Below are 20,658 nucleotides of genomic sequence, written 5' to 3'. Positions count from 1 at the left end.
GGCCCGAGTTGCCGATGCAGGTGGTGCAGCCATAGCCCACGAGGTTGAAGCCGATGGCGTCCAGATCTTCCTGAAGGCCGGTTTCCTCGAGATAGGCCGACACGACCTGCGAGCCCGGCGCCAGCGAGGTCTTGACCCAGGGCTGACGGTCGAAGCCGAGTTCCCGCGCCTTGCGGGCGACGAGGCCGGCGCCGATCATCACATAGGGGTTCGACGTGTTGGTGCAGGACGTGATCGAGGCGATGACGATGCGGCCGTCATGCATCTGGAACGTCTTCTGCTCGCCGTCGATGTCTTCCATCGTGACGCTGGTCTTCTTGTGTTTGCCAGAGTCGCCGGGGATATCCTCGGGCTCGGGCTGGCCTCCCTCGGCTTCCCAGCGGGATTCGGAGCGTTCGGAGCCCGAGGCTTTCGAACGCTGGTCCGTCACGTACTGGTGGAAGGTCGTCGCCGCCTTGTCGAGGTCGATATGGTCCTGCGGACGCTTCGGACCCGAGATCGCAGGCTTCACCGTCGCCATGTCGAGTTCGAGCGTGGTCGTGAAGACAGGCTCTGCACCCGCCTCGCGCCACATGCCCTGCTCCTTGGCGTAGGCTTCGACCAGCGCGATGGTGTCCTTGTCGCGGCCGGTCTGCGTCAGGTAGCGCAGCGTCTCGTCGTCGATCGGGAAGAAGGCGCAGGTGCCGCCGAACTCGGGGCTCATGTTGCCGATCGTCGCGCGGTTGGCGAGCGGCACGTTGTCCAGCCCGTCACCGTAGAATTCGACGAACTTCTGCACGACGCCGTGCTCGCGCAGCATCTGGCAGACCCGCAGCACGAGGTCGGTCGCGGTCGTGCCCTCGGGCATGGCGCCGGTCAGCTTGAAGCCGACGACCTCGGGGATGAGCATCGAGACGGGCTGACCCAGCATCGCGGCCTCGGCCTCGATGCCGCCCACGCCCCAGCCGAGGACGGCGGCGCCGTTGACCATGGTGGTGTGGCTGTCGGTGCCGACCAGCGTGTCGGGATAGGCGACCGTCTCGCCGTTCTGGTCCTCGTCGGACCAGATGGTGCGCGACAGGTATTCAAGGTTCACCTGGTGGCAGATGCCGGTGCCGGGGGGCACGACGCGGAAGTTCTGGAACGCCTTCTGCCCCCACTTGAGGAAGGTGTAGCGTTCGATGTTGCGCTCGTACTCGCGGTCCACGTTCGCCTGGAAGGCGCGCGGGTTGCCGAACTCGTCGATCATGACCGAGTGGTCGATCACGAGGTCCACGGGGTTCAGCGGGTTGATCTTCTGCGCGTCGCCGCCGAGTTCCACGATCCCGTCGCGCATCGCGGCAAGGTCCACCACGGCGGGAACGCCGGTGAAGTCCTGCATCAGCACGCGGGCGGGGCGGTAGGCGATCTCGCGGTCGCTCTTGCCGCCGGTCTGCGCCCATTCGGCGAAGGCCTTGATGTCGTCGGTGGTCGTCGTGTTGCCGTCCTCGAACCGCATGAGGTTCTCGGCGAGGACCTTCAGCGATTTCGGCAGGTTCGAGAAATCGCCAAGCCCGGCATCCTTTGCTGCCTGAAGCGAGTAGTAGGCGTAGCTCTTGCCGTCTACGTCCAGGGTGCGGCGGGTGTTCGACGTGTCTTGTCCGACCTCGATCGGCATGGCGTCCTCCTTCGGAAAGGTAAGCAGGTGGCTACTGCGGTTAGCTAGCGCCGACATAGAAGCATTCCACTCTGTATGCAATAGTATGCAGATGTGGTATTAGAGCCATTGGGGGAACACGTGAATGTGCTCTCGCAAATCGTTGATTGGCGTCGGGGCAGGCGTGCGCATAGGACCTTACCCTGTCCACGATAATCCAAGAGGCCCTTCATGCGCCATGCCCTTCGCAGCGCCGTTCTCGCCCTCGCGGTTGCGAGCCCGGGCGTGGCGATCGCAGAGGACCAGCCAGTTGTGGTCGAACTTTTCACCTCTCAAGGCTGTGCCTCCTGCCCGCCCGCGGACCGCTTGCTTGGGCAGCTGGCGGGCAAGCCGGGTGTCATCGCCCTGGCGCTGCACGTGGATTACTGGGACTATATCGGCTGGCCCGATGCCTTCGCCGATCCGCGCTTCACCCAGCGGCAGAAGTCCTACGCCAAGCGAAGCGGCGAGCGGATGATCTACACCCCGCAACTCGTGGTGGGGGGGCTGGACCAGATCGTCGGCAGCCGCGTGATGGAGATTGCCGACGCGATCTCGGCTCATGACGACCAGGTCCAGCCGGTTCGGGTCGAGGCCGAGCGGCGGGGCGACAAGGTGCATATCACCGCGCGCATGGCCGACGGCGCGAAGGCCCAGGATGTTCTGGTGCAGCTTGTTCCCTACGACCCGCTCCAGCGGGTCGCGATCCAGGGCGGTGAGAATGCCGGGGCCGTGCTCGACTACGTCAACATCGTGCGCGATTGGCGCGTGCTGGGCGAATGGGACGGGCAGGGTGTCTGGACAGGCGACGCTCCGCTGGAAGGGCCGGCGGCAGTCATCGTGCAGGAACCGGGGCCGGGCCGCATCCTCGGCGCGGCGCGGGTGGAGTGACGGCCCCCGCCTTGTGACCGGCATGGGGTGTTGATAGATCGTCTCTCCGAACCCCCGTGAAGGAGTGCATTCATGCGCGCGGATACCCAGAACACCGTCGAGGCCATCGAGAAGTCGCTCGACCTCCTGCGGCAGCGCATGGATTACGAGACCGCCGCCTACCGGCTGGAAGAGTTCAACGCCCGGGTCGAGGACCCGACCCTCTGGGACAACCCCGAGAACGCCCAGAAGCTCATGCGCGAACGGCAGACCTTGGTCGACGCCATGACCCGCTACGAGGGCATGGCGCAGGAGCTGTCCGACCAGAAGGAACTGATCGAGCTGGGCGAGATGGAGGGTGACGACGAAGTCGTCTCCGAGGCCGAGGCCGCGCTCAAGGCGCTGGAAAAACGCGCCGCGGCCGCCGAGCTCGAGGCGCTCCTGAACGGCGAGGCCGACGCCAACGACACCTTCATCGAGATCAACGCCGGTGCCGGCGGCACCGAGGCGTGCGACTGGGCGCAGATGCTGCAACGGATGTATGTCCGCTGGGCCGAAAAGCGCGGCTATACGGTCGAGCTTCAGTCCGAGGAAGCGGGTGGCGAAGCGGGCATCAAGTCGGTCGCTTACAAGATTTCCGGTCCGAACGCCTATGGGTGGCTGAAGTCGGAATCCGGCGTGCATCGTCTGGTGCGGATCTCACCCTTCGGGAAAGGCACGCGCGAGACGTCGTTCGCGTCGGTCTGGGTCTATCCGGTCGTGGACGACAATATCGAAATCGAAGTCTCGCCGAACGACATCCGGCTCGACACCTACCGCTCCTCCGGTGCGGGCGGCCAGCACGTGAACACGACCGACTCGGCGGTGCGGATCACCCACTTGCCCACCGGCATCGTGGTGACGAGTTCGGAAAAGTCGCAGCACCAGAACCGCGACATCGCCATGAAAGCGCTGAAGTCGCGCCTCTACCAGATGGAGCTGGACCGCCGGAACGCCGACATCAACGCCGCGCACGAAGCCAAGGGCTCGGCCGGCTGGGGCAACCAGATCCGATCCTACGTCCTGCAGCCCTACCAGATGGTGAAGGACCTGCGGACCGGCCACGAGACCAGCGATACCCAAGGCGTGCTGAACGGCGATCTGGATGCCTTCATGGCCTCGACACTTGCCATGGATGTCTCGGGCAAGTCGCGCGCCGAAGCCTCCGCCGAAGACTGAGCCGCGCGAGGGATTCCCGAGGTTCCGCCTTGCAAGGGGCGGGACCGGCGTTGGCCGGCGCTTGAGCCCCGTCCAAGAAAAAGAGAAGGGCGCCGCGGCGTGAAGCCGGGCGCCCGAACAGGCAATCCGATGGAGCGCGCGATCAGCTCTCGGACGACTCGCTGCTGGCCGACGCGGCGCTGGAGGACGTCGCAGACGAGCTGCTCGACGACGGAGTGCTCGACCCGCTGCTGGCGGGGCGCGACTGCTGCCCACCGGAGTTCTGGTTCAGCGGATCGTCGCGACGCGCCACCGAGCCTTCGAAATGGGCGCCGGACTCTATCGCGATGGTCTTGTGGATGATGTCGCCTTCGACGCGCGCGGTCGAGGTTAGACGCACCTTGAGGCCCCGGACGCGGCCCACGATCCGCCCGTTCACGACGACGTCGTCGGCCATCACCTCACCCTTGACCACAGCGCCCTCGCCGACCGTCAGCAGGTGGGCGCGGATGTCGCCCTCGACATTGCCTTCGATCTGGATGTCGCCCGTCGTCTTAAGGTTGCCCTTGATCGTCAGGTCGGCGGACAGGATCGATGCCGGCGGCTTGGCCTTCGGGCCGGTCGACGTCGTGTTGGTCTTGGGTGCGTTCATGGAAGTCTCGCTCGAAGGTCTGACAGCCTCTCCGCCCTGTTTCGGGCCAGGCTCGTTGATTTTGGATTTAGAAAACATTGCGCGCTGCCTTGATGTAGGTCATCGGATTGATGGGCTTGCCGCCTACGCGGACCTCGTAATGAAGGTGGGTGCCCGTCGAGCGTCCCGTGTTCCCCATATCACCGATCCTATCCCCGCGCGAGACCCTTTGCCCAACCTTCACGTGGATCGCGGACATGTGGGCGTAGCTGGTCACGATCCCGAAATCGTGCTTTATCTTCACGAAGTTACCGTATCCGGACGCGCGGCCGGCATAGATTACCGTGCCGTCCGCGGTCGTTTGGATCGGGGTGCCATGGGCGCCGGCGAAGTCGGTGCCTTCGTGCATCCGGCCCCAGCGCGGACCGAAGCCGCTGGTGAAGCGGAAGTTGCCGTTGATCGGGATGGCGAAGGGGGCCTTGGCGGCGGCGAGGCGATAGAGGTTCATCTCGTCCAGCCGTTCGAGGATGCCGTTGGCGCGCAGGCTGACCTCGTCCGGGGCCTCGCCCTTGGTCGAGAAGCTGATCGGCGTCATCGGGCCGCCCTGGCCGGAATAGCCGTTGCGGACCGACTTCAGAAGCGTGTCGGTGTCGAGCCCCGCGGAACGGAACATCTTGTCCAGCGGCTCGACCGAGATTGTCAGCGCATCTTCGAGCTGGGCGAAGATGCGGTCGTTGCGATCTTCTTGCAGCTGCGCCTCGATGATCATCTCTTCGGCGAACTGTTCGGCCTCTTCGGCCTCGCCGGCCATGTCGTCGCGCTGCGAGGCGGTCGAGTCGAGCGCGCCCGCCAGCAGATCGATGGTCGACTGGTATTCGGCCAGCAGCGCCTCGTCGGCGACGAGGCTGGGGTCGCCCTTCAGCTGGGCGGTCATCTGCGCCTGCTGCGTGCGGGCGGCATCGCGGTCGATGATGGCGTCGCGCAGCTTTGCGTGGGCGATCTCCATGCCCTGTTCCAGTTCCTCGCGTCGCGCTTCCGAGGCGAGGATGTCGGACTGCATGTCGCTGATCTGGTCGAGCGCGGCGTTGAAGCGCTCCTGCGCGGCGCGAGCCTCGGCAAAGGCCTGGTCGCGCTCGTCGCTCATGGCGTTCAGCCGCTGTTCATAGACCGCCTGCTCGCGCGCGGCATTGTCGCGCAGATCGTCCGAGGCGACCGAGTCCATCAGCACCACGGCCGAGGCGAGGATCGTCCAGCCCACGACGAGCGCGCTGCCGGACAGGGCGATGGCCTGGGTCGCAGGGGACAGGCGGACAAAGCGGGTCTCTGTGTCGGATCTGAGGAAAAGGCGGCGTTCGGGAAAAGCGCGGGCCAGGGCGGCGCTTATGACTTGTCTTTGACCACGAAGCAAAGCTGTCCCCTTGTTCTTCTCATCCGGCATTCGCCGCAGTTTTATGCAAGTTGCCCTGTGCCTATCGAGCGACACCTGATGCCGCAACAGCTTTGCCCCCACCTTCACACTTGTCTTGCGGATTCACGCGTACGTGAGCGAGATCCTGCCGATTCTCTGTGACTTACCCGTTATGCGAGTGGGCTGAATCAAAATTCTCCCACGGCGCTAGTTTCGGGGAGCAGGAGAGAGGCGTCGCCGTAAGAGAAAAAGCGGTAGCGTTTGGCGATCGCGTGGGCATAGACGCGGCGGATTTCTTCGGTCCCGAGGAAGGCTGAGACCAGCATCATCAGTGTGCTTTTCGGCAGGTGGAAATTCGTCATCAGCGCATCGGCGATCCGAAACCGGAACCCGGGCGTGATGAAGATGTCGGTGTCCCCGCTCCAGGCCGCGATCTCGCGCGGGGCGGTCGCGGCCGTCTCGATCAGCCGCAGCGCCGTGGTGCCGACGGGGATGATGCGCCCGCCCGCGTGTATGGTCTCCATGATCTCGGCGGCAGCCTGGGGCGAGACCTCGCCCCATTCGGCGTGCATCTTGTGTTCGGTGATGTCGTCGACCTTGACCGGCAGGAAGGTCCCGGCACCGACATGAAGCGTGACATGCGTGAATACGACGCCTCGTGCGGTCAGCGCACCGAGCAGCTCCTCGTCAAAATGCAGCGAGGCCGTGGGTGCGGCGACCGCGCCCTGCCGCTTCGCCCAGACAGTCTGGTAATCCTCGCGATCCTGCGCGTCGGCCGCGCGCTTGGCCGCGATGTAGGGGGGCAGGGGCATGGCGCCGACCTGGGCCAGGGCGGCGTCGAAATCCTCGCCGTCGAGGTTGAAGCGCAGGCTTGCCTGCCCCTCGTCCCGTTCTTCGACCACGGCCGACAGCGCATCGGAGAACACGATTTCCTCGCCGTCGCGCACCTTCTTCAGGGGCTTCAATAGCGCAGCCCACGTTCCGTCAGCGTGGGGCTCCAGCAGCGTCGCCTCAATCCGCGCGCCGTCGCTGCCCTCGCGGTGGCGCGTGCCCGACAGCCGCGCGGGGATCACCCGCGTGTCGTTCAGGACCAGCCGGTCACCGGGGCGCAGCCAGTCGGGCAGGTCGCGCACGATGGCGTCGGTGATCCGCTCGCCCTCGGCCACCAGAAGCCGTGCGGACGAGCGCGGGCGCGCGGGGCGGGTGGCGATCAACTCATCAGGCAGGTCGAAATCGAAGTTGGACAGGCGCATCGGGTCACTCGGCAGGTCGTGGTGGCGGCGGGCGGCGGAAGATCTCCCTAAACATGCCCGGCGTCAGAATGGAAAGCGGATTGACCCCCACCTGCGGTTGCGAAACGGGACCTTGCAACGTGAAACTGACCCCGAACAGCCCCTCGCCCCGCCTGGTGAAGATCGATCCGATCCGGTTCAACAGGTAGATCGGCGAGACGACGCCCTGCATGTCGAGCCGCTTGTTCACGGTATCATATACCCCGTCCATGGACAGGCCCAACGATGCCCCCGTGGCCGACGAGCGGTAGAGCGTGATCTGCTGCGGCGAGACGCGGAACTCGGCCGAGACGTCCTCGAACGGGATACCGCGGGTTTCGAGCTGCTCGAGCAGGCCGACGACCGAAATCGCGCTGAGCAGCTCGGCAATGGCGGGTGCGTCGCGCAGGAGGGGGTTCGTCACGCGAACCTGCCCCTCGTAGGTGCCCGCAGCACCCGTGGGGCGCAGGATCAGGTCGAGCTGCCCACCCTGCACCCGGTTCACCAGCCCTGCGTCGCGCAAAAGCGCACCCGCGTCCTGGGTCTGCATCCGGATCGCAGTCCCGCGCGCTTCGCCCACCAGCTCGCCCGTCACTTCGACGCCGCCATTGACGCGGCCGCGGAAATCGCCCGACAGGGCCACTCCCGGCGCGAGGTCAATGGCGGCATCCTGCAGCGCGATGGTGTCCGTCAGCGTCACCCGGTCGAGCCGCAGCGATACAGGCCCCCGCGCCTCGCCGCTGCCCCCGCCCGAGCCGCCGAGCTGCGCGCGGCGCAGGTCCACGCTGCCCGAAGGCACGGTGATCGCCACCGGCTCGCCGTTTCCCTGTGCCGCGATCGTGACGGCACCGTCGAACCAGTCGCCCACCACTACCCGGTCGAGCGTAAGCGCGCGAAAGCGGGTGCCGCCCTGCAGCTCGACCCGACCGCGCGCAAAGAGGCCGGGCGCCTCGAGCTGGAGGCGTTCCACTACGGGCGTGGAGCCGAGTGCAGCCTCGAGTTCGAAGGCGCCGGTGCGGTCGGGTGCCTTGGCCCAGTTTACCGCGTCCACGGAGAGGGAGAGGCCCGAGAGATCGGATCGGGCGCTGAGATGCGGGGCCGTGCCGGGGGCGAGGGCGATCTCGATGTCGGCCGTGCCGGTGCCAGAGAGCAGCCCGTCCGGCAGGGTGATACCGAGCGTGGCGAGCGTCGTTTCGGAGACAGTGGCGCTGCCTCGCACCGTGCCTTGCCCGCGCGAGTCGCCCGAAAGCGCCTGCTGCCACGCGCCGCGGAAGGGGATGCCGTCGAACTGTGCGGGCCCTTCGACGCGGATGCGGTCCGGATCGACGGATACCTCCATCCGGTCGGCCGTGATCGTACGCCCCGCGACCAGCGTGTCGGATCGGAGATCTGTAAGAATAGCGTCGGAGGAAAATGAGACCTCTTCGGGCGTCATCCCCTTCTTCAGCGGCAGCGTGATCGTCGTCGTGCCGCTCAGATGGCCCTCGGCAAGGTCCGGTGTGCGGCCGGCGCGTGACAGCAGGCTCAGCGGCGGGCGGTCGATCAGCGTGAGGACCGAGGGCAGGGGGCCATCTGCCACAATCTCGATCTGGCCCTGCGAGGGGCGCTCGCGGACGTCGGGGATGACGAAGGTGGTGCCCTTCAGGTCGACCGGCGCGCGATCGTCGGGCGTCATGCGCCCCGAGGCAACCCGCAGCGCGAACCGGTTGTCGTCGAGCGTGGCGAAGCCGGACGCATCCGTGACCGGGGGCAGGAACGGCACGGCCTGGGTGGTCGCGTCCCGGAAGGCGAAGCTGACGCTCGCCTCGGGCTTGTCGAACTCGGGGCGCTGGCGCAGGACCACGACGGGATCGGTGGCGATGCCTTCGCTGACCCGGTCGAGGAAGAACTGCCGTGCTTTCCGGGCCACCGGGGCGGGCCAGTAGCGGCGCAGGCGCTCGGCCGTCATCCGTTCGGCCGTGAGGCTGAGGTCGACGGACCAGCCGCCCTCGCCGGCCCAGGCGCGGGCGGTGCCGGTCAGCGCATCCTCGACCCCCGGCGTGTCGAGCGACAGGCTGTAGGCGCCTACGTCCACCGTGAACGGGTCGAGCCGGATGCGCATGTCGAGCGTGCCGCCCATCGCCGCGACCGGCTGGGGGAAGAGCGCCGGCGTGTCGACCCGCAGCGCCCCCACGTCGAGCTGCGCGATGACCGCGTTCGGAAAGCCGCCCGGACCGATTTCGTCCAGGTAGGCCTGGCCGCTCAACTGGCCCGAGCCGTCGGCTGCGTCGATGGACAGTTCGTCGATGGCTATGCGCCCCTTGGCCGGGTCGTAGGTCAGCGCCGCGCGGGCGTGCTGGAAGTCAAGCGGCGGGGTGCCGCGGCGCGGGTCGAGCGACCCCGCCCCGATCTCGAGCGCGGCGGACAGCTCCTTCAGCGCGCCTTCGGGGTTCAGCGTCGTTTCCAGCCGGCCCGAGATCGGCGCGTCGAGAACCGACAGCACGGCAAGGGCCGGCGCCTGTGCGGCGATGTCGGCGGCGGCGACACGGTCGAGTTCGGCTTTCAGCCGGGCGCCGGAATCTTCGGCATTCGTGGAAAGCTCGATCTGGGCGCGCGCCAGGTCCTCTGTCCCGTTGAAGATCTCGGCGTCGAGGGTGAAGGTCAGGCCGTCCGGGCCGCGCGTCAGCGCCGCGCCGCCGTCTGTCACCTGCCAGATCCGGTTGGCGCGCGCGTCCTCCAGCGTGATCTCGGCGCCCGTCAACTCGACGCGTTCGACCCGGTCGAGCGGGGGGCGGTCGAACGCCCCCTCAACGAGGTCGAGAAGCGCACCGGGACTGTCCGCGATGAACTCGCTGCCGCCCCCGAAGCTGAGAGCGAAGCGTCCTTCGTCGTCTCGCCGCAGCACCAGCCGCGCGCCGTTCACGCGCAAAAGGCTTGGCGCGATGCGGCCCGATACGGTCGCCGCCGTATCGAAGGCCAAGCCGATTTCGGACACGCGCGCGATCTCGCCCACGTCCCGGGCCGAGATGCGCACATCCTCGAGCCGCAGGCGCGGCACCGCCGGGCGGTCGAGCCCGACCGACACGGTGCCGAGGTCCACGTCCACCCCGGCCGTGCGCGCGTCGATCCGGGCCTCGATGGCCTCGACCACCACGTCAGGGAGGTCGATCCGCGTGCCGCTTTCCGCAAGCATCACCGCCGCGGCAACGAGCGCCACGGCAAATCCCACCGCAAGCAGAAGGGCCGTGCGGATCACATGCGCGCCGGCACGTCCGACGGTCTGGACCCGGTTAACCATGGCGTGCAATCTGACGACTTTTCCGGCCATTGACCACGCCCCGCGCTGCGGCGGATTGCCTTTCGCCGATCGCGCTGCATCTGCCCCGGCAAGACGACCATCGAAGGAGACCCGCATGGACCTGACCGGCCAGACCGCCCCCGACATCGAGCTGCCCCGCGACGGGGGGGACACCATCCGCCTCTCGGCGATCAACGGCCCGGTGGTCGTCTTCTTCTATCCCCGCGCCGATACGCCCGGATGCACGACCGAGGCCAAGGGGTTCACCGACGCCGCCGATGCCTTCGCCGAAGCGGGCTTCACCGTGCTGGGCGTGTCGAAGGACCCGGTGGCGAAGCAGGACAAGTTCCGCGACAAGCACGGGCTGAAGGTGGCACTTCTGTCGGACGCCGATGGGGATGTGTGCGAGCGCTACGGCGTCTGGGTCGAGAAGAGCATGTACGGCAAGACCTCGATGGGAATCGAGCGGTCGACCTTCCTGCTCGATGCGGACAAGAGGGTCGTGCGCGAATGGCGCAAGGTGAAGGTGCCGGGCCATGTGGACGACGTGCTCGGGGCCGCGCAGGCGCTCTAGTCGGACCGGACCGGCGTCGGCAACGGGCGCCGGGGTGTCGGCGATGAAACAGAACCCGTCCCGGACCCCGTTGTAGCCGGGCCGGACCCATCAGGATGAGGCAGCAATGATCGCGGTTATCGGTAGCGCCTGGGCGCTGTTCCTCGGCATGGGCCTGTTGATGGTCGGCAACGGGATGCAGGGCACCCTTCTGGGTATCCGGGGCGAGATCGAGGGCTTTTCGACCTTCGAGATGTCGTTCGTCATGGCCGCCTATTTCGCCGGCTTCCTTGGCGGATCGCAACTGGCGCCCGAGATGATCCGCAGGGTCGGCCACGTCCGCGTCTTTGCGGCGCTGGCCTCGTTCATCTCGGCCGTGCTGATCCTGTTCCCGTCCGTGACCGAGCCCTGGGCCTGGATCTTGCTGCGGATCATCATCGGCTTCTGCTTCTCGGGCGTCTACGTCACGGCCGAAAGCTGGCTGAACAATGCCACCACGGTCGAGACGCGGGGGCAGGCGCTTTCGGTCTACATGATCGTGCAGATGGGCGGCATCGTCGCGGCGCAGTCCCTTGTCGCCGTGGGCGATCCGTCGGGCTTTCTTCTGTTCGTGATCCCGTCGGTGCTGGTGTCGCTGTCCTTCGCGCCGATCCTTCTGTCGATCGCGCCGACACCGCCATTCGAGACGACGAAGCCCATGAGCCTCGCGCGGCTCTTTCGCCTGTCGCCGCTGGGCTGCGTCGGCATGTTCCTGACGGGGGGCATGTACGCGGCGCAGTTCGGCATGGCATCGGTCTACGCGACGCAGGCGGGGCTGACCGTGCCCCAGATCTCGTCCTTCATCGGGGCGATCTTCCTCGGCGGGCTGATCTTCCAGTACCCGGTGGGATGGCTTTCCGACCGGCTCGACCGGCGGGTGCTGATCCTCGGCTGCTCGATCTTCGGGACGATCGTCTGCGCGTTCGGCGTGATCCTGCCGGCTTCGTTCGCCGTGGTCGCGACGATCGGCTTTCTTACCGGGGGCATGGTCAACCCGCTTTACGCGCTACTGATCGCGCATACCGCCGACCACCTCGACTACGAGGACATGAGCGCGGCGTCGGGCGGGCTGATCTTCATGAACGGGCTGGGCGCGATCGCCGGTCCCGTGGCCATCGGCGGTCTGATGACGGCGGTGGGACCGAGCGGCTTCTGGCTTTTCGTCACGGCGCTCCTGGCGCTGCTCTCCGCCTATGCCGCGTTCCGCATGACGCGCCGCCCGGCGCCGAGCGTGGACGAGACGGGGGCCTACGTGTCGCTGACCCCGTCGGTCTCGACCGTTGGCGTCGTGGCCGGTGCCGAATGGGCCGAAGCGCAACAGGAGGAGGACGCAGCTGCGTCCTGACCAATTGGTGCCGTTGCGTCACGCGGCGCGGGCGCTAGGCTGACCGGCACCGCACCGCGCAAGGAGTGAAGTTTGATGGTGTCATCCGAGGACGTTCTGGCCTTCTGGCTCGATGAAGTCGGCCCCGAGGGATGGTATGCCGGGAGCGACGAGCTGGACGAGACGTGCCGCGACAGGTTCGGCGAGGTGTGGGAGGACGCCGCCGAGGGCGGCTTGGGCCTGTGGCTGACCTATCCGTCGGGCGCTTTGGCCTACCTGATCGTGACCGACCAGTTGCCACGCAACATGTTCCGCGGGACGGCGAAGAGCTTTCAGACCGACGCGGCCGCGCTCGCCGTGGCGAAGGGAGCGATCGGGAAGGGGTGGGACCTCAAGATCGACCCGCCGGCGCGCCAGTTCTTCTATCTGCCGATGATGCACTCCGAGAACCTGTGCGACCAGGACCGCTGCGTGCGGCTGTTTCACACGCGCATGCCCGAGGCCGAGGACAATCTCGTGCACGCCAGGGCGCATCGCGAGGTGATCCGCCGGTTCGGCCGCTTCCCCTACCGAAACGAGGTCCTGTCGCGCGAGATGCGCGGGGGCGAGGCCGCGTTCTTGGAAAAAGGCGGCTATGGGGCCGTGGTGCGCCAGACGCGCGAGGCGGCCGCCTGAGGCGGACCCGGAACCGGTTCGGGGGCTCTCCGTTGGCCCAACAACGGAATATGGAGGTTTTCCATGAAGAGCATCTGGGCCGCCGTCGCCTTGATCGTGGCAGGGCTGGTTATCGTCGTCCTGCGTCCCGCCTACCTCGCGGACGGGCAGGCCGTCGGCGTCTATTCGTTCTCGGGCAGCGTGCTGCCCTGGATTGGCTGGATCCTGCTGGTCGCGGGCGTGATCCTCGCCGTCGTGGGGTTCACCCGGTCGCGCAAGAAGAACCGGCGCCGCTGAGGCACGACTGAAACACGCTTGCCACGGGCGCCCGAGGGGCGTTTGTGGCGGGCATGACTTTGCGCCGCTCTGACTGGTCCCTCATCCTCATCCTGTTCACCACCGGGCTGTTCGCCGCATGGCAGTTCGGAAAGGTCGCGCTTGTCCTGCCGCAGGTGGCCGGCGCCTACGGTCGCACGCCCGAGGGCGTTGCTTGGCTTGTGTCGGTGGTGGGGGTGGTCGGGATCTTGCTTGGCGCTGTCGGAGGCAACCTCGTCGCGTCATTCGGTGCGCGCCGGGTGCTGCTGTTCGCGGTGTGGCTGGGCGCGGGGCTGTCGACCCTCCAGGTGATAGGCCTGCCGCTGCCGGCGCTGGCCGTGACGCGCGCGGCCGAAGGGCTGTCCCACCTTCTCATCGTGGTTGCCGCGCCGGTATTGATCGCAGGCGCAGCGAGCGACAGTGGCCGGTCCATCGCCATGGGCCTGTGGGCGACGTTTTTCGGCGTCGCGTTCGCACTGGGGGCCGTGATCTTCCCGCCTCTTGTCGCGGCCGTCGGGCTGCCGGGGCTGTTCATCGCCCATGCCGCTGGTTTCGCGGCGCTTGCCCTGCTCCTGTCGGCCCGGCTTCCGCGACAGCCGCGAATGCCGCTGGGGGCAGACCTTATCGCGCAGCATACCCGCATCTACGGCACCCCGCGTCGTGCCATGCCGGGCCTGTGCTTTGTATTCTACACGATGCTCTTCGTGGCGCTGGTCACGCTGATCCCGGTGGCGCTTCACCGGCCAGGGCTGGCGGCGATCCTGCCGCTGATCAGCCTGACGGGCACCTTCGGGGCAGGGTGGCTGGCGCGGCGAATCCCCGCGGCGTGGCTTCTGGTGATTGGCTTTGTCGGCTGCCTGCTGTCGGCCGCGCTCATCTGGGGCGGCGCAACGTGGGGCGTCTTTTCGCTGTTCGCGACGATGGGGCTGGTGCCTGGCGCGGCCTTCGCGCTGATCCCCGTGCTGAACCCCGGCGTGCCCGACCGCGCGCTGGCCACGGGCGGGATCGCGCAGATGGGGAATGTCGGGTCGACCCTTGGCACGCCGATCTTCGCGACGCTGCTGGCGACGGGGGGCGAGGGCGGCCTCTGGGGCGGCGTCGCGCTGTTCTCGGTCGGTGGCCTTGCGGCGACGGCTGCACTTGCCCATCTGGTGCGCAGGGAACGGGCTGCGGGCGTTCCCGTTTAGTTCCAACTATCGATTGGCGCGGGTCCGGCAGGGGTCTATGTTGGCGTCGAGCGAGCCGAAGGGGGTCAGAATGGCCGAGCTGAAGAAGATCGAGGTCCGCGGCGCCCGCGAGCATAACCTCAAGGGGATCGACGTTGACATCCCGCGCGACGAGCTGGTGGTCATTACCGGCCTCTCGGGCTCGGGCAAGTCCTCGCTCGCCTTCGACACGATCTATGCCGAGGGCCAGCGCCGCTATGTCGAATCGCTGTCGGCCTATGCGCGCCAGTTCCTCGACATGATGCAGAAGCCGGACGTTGACCACATCAGCGGCCTGTCCCCGGCGATCTCGATCGAGCAGAAGACGACGTCGAAGAACCCCCGCTCGACCGTCGGCACCGTGACCGAGATCTACGACTACATGCGCCTTCTGTTCGCGCGCGCCGGCACCCCCTACAGCCCCGTGACCGGCAAGCCGATCGAGGCGCAGCAGGTGCAGGACATGGTCGATACGGTCATGCGGATGGAGGAGGGAACGCGCGGCTTTCTGCTGGCCCCGATCATCCGCGACCGCAAGGGCGAGTACAAGAAAGAGTTCCTGGAGCTGCGCAAGCAGGGCTTTCAGCGGGTGAAGGTGGACGGCACCTTCTATGAGTTGGACGAGCCGCCGATTCTCGACAAGAAATTCCGCCACGACATCGACGTGGTCGTGGACCGGATCGTCGTGCGCGAGGGGCTGGAAACGCGGCTGGCGGATTCGTTCCGCACCGCGCTGGACCTGGCCGACGGGATCGCGATCCTTGAAACTGCGCCCCGCGAGGAAGAGGGCGAGGCCGAGCGCATCACCTTCAGCGAGAATTTCGCCTGTCCCGTCTCGGGCTTCACCATTCCCGAGATCGAGCCGCGCCTGTTCTCGTTCAACGCCCCCACCGGCGCCTGCCCGGCCTGCGACGGCCTTGGCGTCGAACTGTTCTTCGACCCTGCGCTGGTGGTGCCGGACCAGAACCTGAAGGTCGGCGATGGCGCCATCGCGCCCTGGCGCAAGGGGAAGTCGCCGTATTTCACCCAGACGATCCAGGCGATGGCCAAGCATTATGGTTTTTCGGCCGCGACGAAGTGGAAGGACCTGCCCGACAAGGTGAAGGACGTGTTCCTCTTCGGCTCGGGCGAGGAAGAGATCAAGTTTCGCTACGACGAGGGCGGGCGCGTCTATACGGTCGAGCGCACGTTCGAAGGTGTCCTCCCGAACATGGAGCGGCGCTACCGCGAGACCGACTCGGCCTGGATTCGCGAAGAATTCGAGCGCTACCAGAACAACCGGCCTTGCGAAGTCTGCAGCGGCTACCGCCTGCGCCCCGAGGCGCTGGCCGTCAAGATCGCCGACCACCACGTCGGCGAAGTCGTCGAGAAGTCGATCTCCCAGGCGCTCGCCTGGTGCGAGACGGTGCCCGACAAGCTGTCCAGGCAGAAGAACGAGATCGCCCGCGCCATCCTCAAGGAGATCCGTGAGCGCCTTGGCTTCCTGAACAACGTGGGCCTCGAATACCTGACCCTGTCGCGCAACGCCGGCACCCTGTCGGGCGGCGAATCGCAGCGGATCCGGCTAGCATCCCAGATCGGCAGCGGCCTGACGGGCGTCCTGTATGTTCTCGACGAGCCGTCCATCGGCCTGCACCAGCGCGACAACGACCGTCTGCTGACTACGCTGAAGAACCTGCGGGACCAGGGGAACACGGTCATCGTGGTCGAGCATGACGAAGAGGCCATCCGCGAGGCCGACTATGTCCTCGACATCGGCCCCGGTGCGGGTGTGCATGGCGGCCACATCATCGCCGCCGGCACCCCGCAAGAGATCATGGACACGCCCGAGAGCGTGACCGGCGACTACCTGGCTGGTCGGCGCGAGATCGCCGTGCCGACCGAGCGCCGGAAGGGCAACAAAAAGAAGCTGACAGTCGTGAAGGCCAGCGGCAACAATCTGCAGGACGTCACCGTCGACTTCCCGCTGGGCAAGTTCGTCTGCGTGACCGGGGTGTCGGGCGGGGGCAAGTCCACGCTGACCATCGAGACGCTGTTCAAGACGGCTTCGATGCGGCTGAACGGGGCGCGCCATACGCCCGCGCCCTGCGAGACGATCAAGGGGCTGGAGCATCTCGACAAGGTCATCGACATCGACCAGCGCCCCATCGGCCGCACGCCGCGGTCGAACCCTGCGACCTATACCGGCGCCTTCACCCCGATCCGCGACTGGTTCGCGGGGCTGCCCGAGGCGAAGGCGCGAGGCTACAAGCCCGGCCGCTTCTCGTTCAACGTGAAGGGCGGCCGCTGCGAAGCGTGCCAGGGCGACGGCGTCATCAAGATCGAGATGCACTTCCTCCCGGATGTCTATGTCACCTGCGAGACCTGCGGCGGCGCGCGCTACAACCGCGAAACGCTGGAGATCAAGTTCAAGGGCAAGAGCATAGCCGACGTTCTTGATATGACGGTTGAAGATGCTCAGAGCTTTTTCCAGGCGGTCCCCTCGATCCGCGAGAAGATGGACGCGCTGGTCCGCGTCGGCCTTGGCTACATCAAGGTTGGCCAGCAGGCGACCACGCTGTCGGGTGGTGAGGCGCAGCGCGTGAAGCTGTCGAAGGAGCTGGCGCGGAGGTCCACGGGCCGGACGCTCTACATCCTCGACGAGCCGACCACGGGCCTGCATTTCGAGGATGTGAAGAAGCTGCTCGAGGTGCTGCACGAGCTGGTCGATCAGGGAAACACAGTCGTGGTAATCGAGCACAACCTCGACGTTATCAAGACGGCCGATTGGCTGGTGGATATCGGGCCCGAGGGCGGCACCGGTGGTGGCACCCTTGTCGCGACCGGCACACCCGAGGACGTGGCCGAGGTCGAGGCCTCGCACACGGGGCGCTACCTCAAGCCGATGCTTGCGCCGCGCCGTGTTGCCGCGGAATAGGCGTGGTCACCAGATCAGGACGTCTGCGATCGGCCGCACCTCGAGTACTTCGCGCGTCTTGCGGTCCAGAGTGTAGATGAACTCGTCCGTGCGGGTATAGCATTTGTCCCTTGTCAGCGGCGGCAGGTCCAAGCCAGCGTAACTGTGCGCAATCTTCAGGCCATCTGGAACCGTGTCGCCGACCGCGTAGACCGCCTTCGGAATCGGAACCGGTTTGTCTTGCGCCGTCGCAGACCCGGTCAGCAGCGAGAAGGCCGCGATCGACGCGACGGAACTGAACGAGCCCGTCATTGCGACACCTGTGCGATGACGCGGCGGGTCTGAAAGTCTGCGCGATAGATCTCGGACCCGACACGGAAGTAGGCCCAGCCGTCTTCCGCGGGAGGGAGGCCGAGATAGTCGGTGCCGATCACGGTGAGTGCGTCCTCCGGCAACTGGTCACCTGTTGCCAGCGGCTCGGCCACGCGAGCAGGCGCCGCCATGAACTTGGCCGCGGTGCTTGCAACTCGGGGCCGGTCGCCGGGCACGCATACTTTGCGCGGCCCGTCCATTTCGCACGCGGCATGCAGGGGGCCCGGCAACAGGGCGAGTATGAGGCAGACGTGACGCATGGACGAGAAACGGGCGCCCGGGGCGCCGGTTCCGTCAGGCGGCGAGGTGCAGCCAGACAGGCACGTGATCCGACGGTTTCTCCCGCGCGCGCAGGTCCGATTCGATCCAGCAATCTTCAAGCATGTCGGCCGCCTGCGGTGTCAGCAGGTGGTGGTCGATGCGGATGCCGTCGTTCCGGTTCCACGCGCCGGCCTGATAGTCCCAGAACGAGTAGTGGCCCCCGGCGCGGGTGCGAACCCGCAGCGCGTCCGTCAAGCCGGCACCGTGGACCAGCCGGCGGAAGGCGGCGCGGGTGTCGGGCAGGGCAAGGGCGTCCTGCGCCCACGCCTCGGGGCGGGCGGCATCGCGGGACTCGGGGATGACGTTGTAGTCGCCGCAGAAGACGGCCGGTTCCTCGGTCGCCATGATCTGCGCGATGCGGGCGCGCAGACGCTCCATCCAGGCGAGCTTGTAGTCGTATTTCGGCCCCGGAGCGGGGTTGCCGTTGGGCAGGTAGAGGCAACAGACGCGCACGGCCCGCTCGCCCATCACGGTCGCCTCGATATAGCGGGCGTGGTCGTCGGTATCGTCGCCGGGCAGGCCGCGCGTCACATCCTCGAGCGGGAGCTTCGACAGGATCGCGACCCCGTTGAAGGATTTCTGCCCGTGGGTATGGAGGGTATAGCCCAGATCCTCGATCTGCTCGCGCGGGAAGGTCTCGTCCGTGGACTTGATCTCTTGCAGGCAGGCCACGTCGGGTGCTGACTCGGCCAGCCAGTCGAGAAGCACGGGCAGGCGCGCCTTGACGCCGTTGATGTTGAAGGTGGCGATTTTCATGGCGCTAGCTCTGCGCCTTATCGTTCTTCTGCGAGGACACCGAATTTTTAGTTTCGTCAGAAGGGCTCTCGTGCACGACCGTTTCATGCTCAAGAACTGACGTGCCGACGTTCAAGCATATTACGTCGGCAGAATCTTCGCCAAAATGCTCGGCCATCTTATGCCTAAACAGATCTAGCTTCCTTACTTGCTTGAAAAGCGCCCATGTTTCAAACTGCTCTGCGCCAATCTCGTCCCGAACTGCGCCATCAATTCGTGCTGGAAGCTTGTCGTACTCTTCCCGGAGACAGCAGATCGCCAAGGCGAATTTTCCATCCAGAATGCTCCAGTCTCTTAAGGATAACGCGTCCTCGGTTTTCTCTCTTCGCTTATCTGGAGGAATGGACTCATCTAGGAAGAATGAAAGTGAAAGATTTATCACTGCGAAAGCTCTCTCAGATTCAGTTACATTCTCGCAATCATCGAGGATAAACTTCGCGATGGCTTTAGCGATTTCGTATTCTTCCGCGATGAGGAACTCATGGGAGGCGTTAATAAGGTGGGAGCTCGAAGTCGCAGATTCCGCAGGGCGAAGTTTTCTCCAGATTCTATGTATATTGAATAATCCGACCAGCGCAACGGTTTCGGCTGCGTGCATAATGTATGGAGTTGATATAGGGATTGCCTGCCCGATTTCAGGCAGGTCTTTGCAGGAATATCCCTTGGCCTTTAGGTTGTCGAGATATCTTGCGTTCACTACGCCGCCTGCATGTGTCAGAAGATTGCGCCGTTCGCAAACTTCGACAAACTTCAGCATGAGGGCTTGGGACAGCGGCTTAAGACTAAGTCGTTTCTCAATATCTTCGATCTGGTTTGCGTGGGAATTTCTTGATATCTTGTCGACTTTCTCTTCGACGATCTGGCGCTTTATTGACTGGATGTCTTCGCTTAGAATGACGGCGGTTGCAGCAATGACGCTATCCTTCGAGATGAATGCGCGAGGAGTCTCTCCGATGGCTTTCCGCAGGGCGTCAGAAAAAACTGCTTCATACTGTGATATTAGTGAAAGAATTTGAGACGACCGATGGATACGTACGATACGCAAAGATCTATTGGCCGACTTCAGCTTTGCGCTTAGCGGGCCTAACGCAGATGATGGAAGTTCATAAATCTTCTCTAGCAGCTCTCCGTCGTCATTCTCCAATCTCTCAATTTTTTCCTCAAGGAGATTTCCTCTATCTTGGATATATGCTTTGGCGTTGCTTTCGACTTCTTGTGTATGAATTTCGTGAGCCACTAGGCTGAGCATCGGAACCATTTCTATGGTCCCGATGATATACTCCATCCACGTGGCCGAAAGAGTTTCAAAGCTAGATGTATCGTCGTCGTCTGGAGTCAAGCTGCGCGAATTGTCACTTTCCTGATCCGGCGTGGCTCGGTCGATACCAATCTTGATGACGCGACCGTTGTCTTCTTTGATATTGGCAAGGAAATAAGATCGGTTTTGGTCTCCGCAATCCGGCAAGGCAGTCTCCGCGCATGATTAGGCCCCTAAGGCCACGCTAGACGCATTGAATGTGGATTGGAACGGGAAACTCACATCGCAAAGCTTGTCCCGCACCCGCAGGAACTCGTGGCGTTCGGGTTGTCGATGGTGAAGCGGGCGCCGATGAGCTCTTCGGTGAAGTCGATCACCGCGCCGGTCAGAAAGGGCAGGGAGATCTGGTCGACCAGCACGCGCTCTCCGTCCTTTTCGAGGATCAGGTCGTCCTCTTCGGGGGCGTCGAGCTTGATCTCGTACTGGAAGCCCGAGCAGCCGCCGCCCTCGACGGCGACGCGCAGCGCCTGGCCCTGATCGCCGGCGCCGATCTCCTGCAGCCGGGTAAAGGCGCGGTCGGTGACTTTTGGCGGAAGGTGCATGGCGGGCCCCGTCAGG

Annotated in this window: 18 protein-coding genes; 8 read left to right on the top strand and 10 right to left on the bottom strand. The window is 65.5% G+C overall.

The genetic code is table 11. The features are described from left to right. Positions 1–1,636: aconitate hydratase AcnA (gene acnA / locus ACFDS3_RS09450; protein ID WP_375262103.1), on the bottom strand; the 1,636-nt coding region annotated here is incomplete at its 3' end. Between the two features lie 210 nt (positions 1,637–1,846). Between acnA and ACFDS3_RS09445 the strand changes: the two genes are divergently transcribed. Both ACFDS3_RS09445 and prfB read left to right on the top strand, forming a co-directional pair. Next, complete coding sequence (locus tag ACFDS3_RS09445; protein WP_375262102.1) at positions 1,847–2,545, top strand: DUF1223 domain-containing protein; 699 nt, start codon at positions 1,847–1,849, stop codon at positions 2,543–2,545. A 72-nt stretch (positions 2,546–2,617) separates the two neighbouring features. Next, on the top strand, positions 2,618–3,742 hold the full coding sequence (gene prfB / locus ACFDS3_RS09440) for a peptide chain release factor 2 (protein WP_375262101.1): 1,125 nt from the start codon (positions 2,618–2,620) through the stop codon (positions 3,740–3,742). A 142-nt stretch (positions 3,743–3,884) separates the two neighbouring features. Here prfB and ACFDS3_RS09435 read toward each other — a convergent pair whose 3' ends face one another. From ACFDS3_RS09435 to ACFDS3_RS09420, 4 genes are all read right to left on the bottom strand, one after another. Next, positions 3,885–4,451: a polymer-forming cytoskeletal protein gene (locus ACFDS3_RS09435; RefSeq protein ID WP_375262100.1), complete on the bottom strand. Its 567-nt coding sequence runs from the start codon at positions 4,449–4,451 to the stop codon at positions 3,885–3,887. Further along, the gene (locus ACFDS3_RS09430) at positions 4,441–5,760 is read right to left on the bottom strand and encodes a DUF5930 domain-containing protein (protein ID WP_375262099.1); all 1,320 of its coding nucleotides are present in this window, start codon (positions 5,758–5,760) and stop codon (positions 4,441–4,443) included. The genes ACFDS3_RS09435 and ACFDS3_RS09430 overlap by 11 nt, the downstream gene beginning before the upstream one ends. Positions 5,761–5,948: 188 nt before the next feature. After that, the gene (gene queA, locus ACFDS3_RS09425; protein WP_375262098.1) at positions 5,949–7,013 is read right to left on the bottom strand and encodes a tRNA preQ1(34) S-adenosylmethionine ribosyltransferase-isomerase QueA; all 1,065 of its coding nucleotides are present in this window, start codon (positions 7,011–7,013) and stop codon (positions 5,949–5,951) included. Between the two features lie 4 nt (positions 7,014–7,017). After that, on the bottom strand, positions 7,018–10,308 hold the full coding sequence (locus ACFDS3_RS09420; protein ID WP_375262097.1) for a hypothetical protein: 3,291 nt from the start codon (positions 10,306–10,308) through the stop codon (positions 7,018–7,020). A 115-nt stretch (positions 10,309–10,423) separates the two neighbouring features. On the opposite strand from ACFDS3_RS09420, the gene ACFDS3_RS09415 reads away from it, so the two are divergent. The 6 genes from ACFDS3_RS09415 (at position 10,424) to uvrA (ending at position 17,315) form a co-directional block, all read left to right on the top strand. After that, positions 10,424–10,882 (top strand): peroxiredoxin, encoded by a 459-nt coding sequence (locus ACFDS3_RS09415; protein ID WP_375262096.1) that lies wholly within the window; start codon positions 10,424–10,426, stop codon positions 10,880–10,882. Between the two features lie 106 nt (positions 10,883–10,988). After that, the gene (locus ACFDS3_RS09410) at positions 10,989–12,245 is read left to right on the top strand and encodes an MFS transporter (protein ID WP_375262095.1); all 1,257 of its coding nucleotides are present in this window, start codon (positions 10,989–10,991) and stop codon (positions 12,243–12,245) included. Between the two features lie 75 nt (positions 12,246–12,320). After that, positions 12,321–12,899, top strand: a complete 579-nt coding sequence (locus tag ACFDS3_RS09405) for a DUF924 family protein (RefSeq protein WP_375262094.1) — start codon at positions 12,321–12,323, stop codon at positions 12,897–12,899. A gap of 63 nt (positions 12,900–12,962) precedes the next feature. Further along, positions 12,963–13,175 (top strand): hypothetical protein, encoded by a 213-nt coding sequence (locus ACFDS3_RS09400; protein ID WP_375262093.1) that lies wholly within the window; start codon positions 12,963–12,965, stop codon positions 13,173–13,175. A 53-nt stretch (positions 13,176–13,228) separates the two neighbouring features. Further along, positions 13,229–14,380: an MFS transporter gene (locus ACFDS3_RS09395; protein WP_375262092.1), complete on the top strand. Its 1,152-nt coding sequence runs from the start codon at positions 13,229–13,231 to the stop codon at positions 14,378–14,380. Between the two features lie 70 nt (positions 14,381–14,450). Beyond that, positions 14,451–17,315, top strand: coding sequence for an excinuclease ABC subunit UvrA (gene uvrA, locus ACFDS3_RS09390; RefSeq protein WP_375262091.1), 2,865 nt, complete (start codon positions 14,451–14,453; stop codon positions 17,313–17,315). 6 nt (positions 17,316–17,321) lie between these two features. Here the strand turns inward: uvrA and ACFDS3_RS09385 are convergent, their stop codons facing one another. The 5 genes from ACFDS3_RS09385 to ACFDS3_RS09365 all read right to left on the bottom strand — a co-directional run bounded on the left by ACFDS3_RS09385 (position 17,322) and on the right by ACFDS3_RS09365 (position 20,642). Beyond that, the gene (locus ACFDS3_RS09385; protein WP_375262090.1) at positions 17,322–17,606 is read right to left on the bottom strand and encodes a hypothetical protein; all 285 of its coding nucleotides are present in this window, start codon (positions 17,604–17,606) and stop codon (positions 17,322–17,324) included. Continuing rightward, positions 17,603–17,797, bottom strand: a complete 195-nt coding sequence (locus ACFDS3_RS09380) for a hypothetical protein (RefSeq protein ID WP_375262089.1) — start codon at positions 17,795–17,797, stop codon at positions 17,603–17,605. Before ACFDS3_RS09380 ends, ACFDS3_RS09385 begins: the two co-directional genes overlap by 4 nt. Positions 17,798–17,960: 163 nt before the next feature. Further along, complete coding sequence (gene xth / locus ACFDS3_RS09375) at positions 17,961–18,743, bottom strand: exodeoxyribonuclease III (protein WP_375262088.1); 783 nt, start codon at positions 18,741–18,743, stop codon at positions 17,961–17,963. Between the two features lie 4 nt (positions 18,744–18,747). After that, positions 18,748–20,247, bottom strand: coding sequence for a hypothetical protein (locus tag ACFDS3_RS09370; RefSeq protein WP_375262087.1), 1,500 nt, complete (start codon positions 20,245–20,247; stop codon positions 18,748–18,750). A 71-nt stretch (positions 20,248–20,318) separates the two neighbouring features. Next, on the bottom strand, positions 20,319–20,642 hold the full coding sequence (locus ACFDS3_RS09365; protein WP_375262105.1) for a HesB/IscA family protein: 324 nt from the start codon (positions 20,640–20,642) through the stop codon (positions 20,319–20,321). Positions 20,643–20,658: the final 16 nt, after the last annotated feature.

The sequence above is a fragment of the Palleronia sp. genome (genome assembly GCF_042089775.1).
Lineage (GTDB): Bacteria > Pseudomonadota > Alphaproteobacteria > Rhodobacterales > Rhodobacteraceae > Palleronia.
This window is presented reverse-complemented; position numbering and strand designations above follow the sequence as displayed.

Coding starts and splice junctions, on each gene's coding strand:
- xth (WP_375262088.1), bottom strand. CDS start 18,743: ATGAAAATCGCCACCTTCAACATCAACGGCGTCAAGGCGCGCCTGCCC.
- ACFDS3_RS09385 (WP_375262090.1), bottom strand. CDS start 17,606: ATGACGGGCTCGTTCAGTTCCGTCGCGTCGATCGCGGCCTTCTCGCTG.
- ACFDS3_RS09410 (WP_375262095.1), top strand. CDS start 10,989: ATGATCGCGGTTATCGGTAGCGCCTGGGCGCTGTTCCTCGGCATGGGC.
- ACFDS3_RS09365 (WP_375262105.1), bottom strand. CDS start 20,642: ATGCACCTTCCGCCAAAAGTCACCGACCGCGCCTTTACCCGGCTGCAG.
- ACFDS3_RS09400 (WP_375262093.1), top strand. CDS start 12,963: ATGAAGAGCATCTGGGCCGCCGTCGCCTTGATCGTGGCAGGGCTGGTT.
- prfB (WP_375262101.1), top strand. CDS start 2,618: ATGCGCGCGGATACCCAGAACACCGTCGAGGCCATCGAGAAGTCGCTC.
- ACFDS3_RS09420 (WP_375262097.1), bottom strand. CDS start 10,308: ATGGTTAACCGGGTCCAGACCGTCGGACGTGCCGGCGCGCATGTGATC.
- ACFDS3_RS09380 (WP_375262089.1), bottom strand. CDS start 17,797: ATGGCGGCGCCTGCTCGCGTGGCCGAGCCGCTGGCAACAGGTGACCAG.
- ACFDS3_RS09435 (WP_375262100.1), bottom strand. CDS start 4,451: ATGTTTTCTAAATCCAAAATCAACGAGCCTGGCCCGAAACAGGGCGGA.
- ACFDS3_RS09445 (WP_375262102.1), top strand. CDS start 1,847: ATGCGCCATGCCCTTCGCAGCGCCGTTCTCGCCCTCGCGGTTGCGAGC.
- ACFDS3_RS09405 (WP_375262094.1), top strand. CDS start 12,321: ATGGTGTCATCCGAGGACGTTCTGGCCTTCTGGCTCGATGAAGTCGGC.
- queA (WP_375262098.1), bottom strand. CDS start 7,013: ATGCGCCTGTCCAACTTCGATTTCGACCTGCCTGATGAGTTGATCGCC.
- ACFDS3_RS09415 (WP_375262096.1), top strand. CDS start 10,424: ATGGACCTGACCGGCCAGACCGCCCCCGACATCGAGCTGCCCCGCGAC.
- uvrA (WP_375262091.1), top strand. CDS start 14,451: ATGGCCGAGCTGAAGAAGATCGAGGTCCGCGGCGCCCGCGAGCATAAC.
- ACFDS3_RS09395 (WP_375262092.1), top strand. CDS start 13,229: ATGACTTTGCGCCGCTCTGACTGGTCCCTCATCCTCATCCTGTTCACC.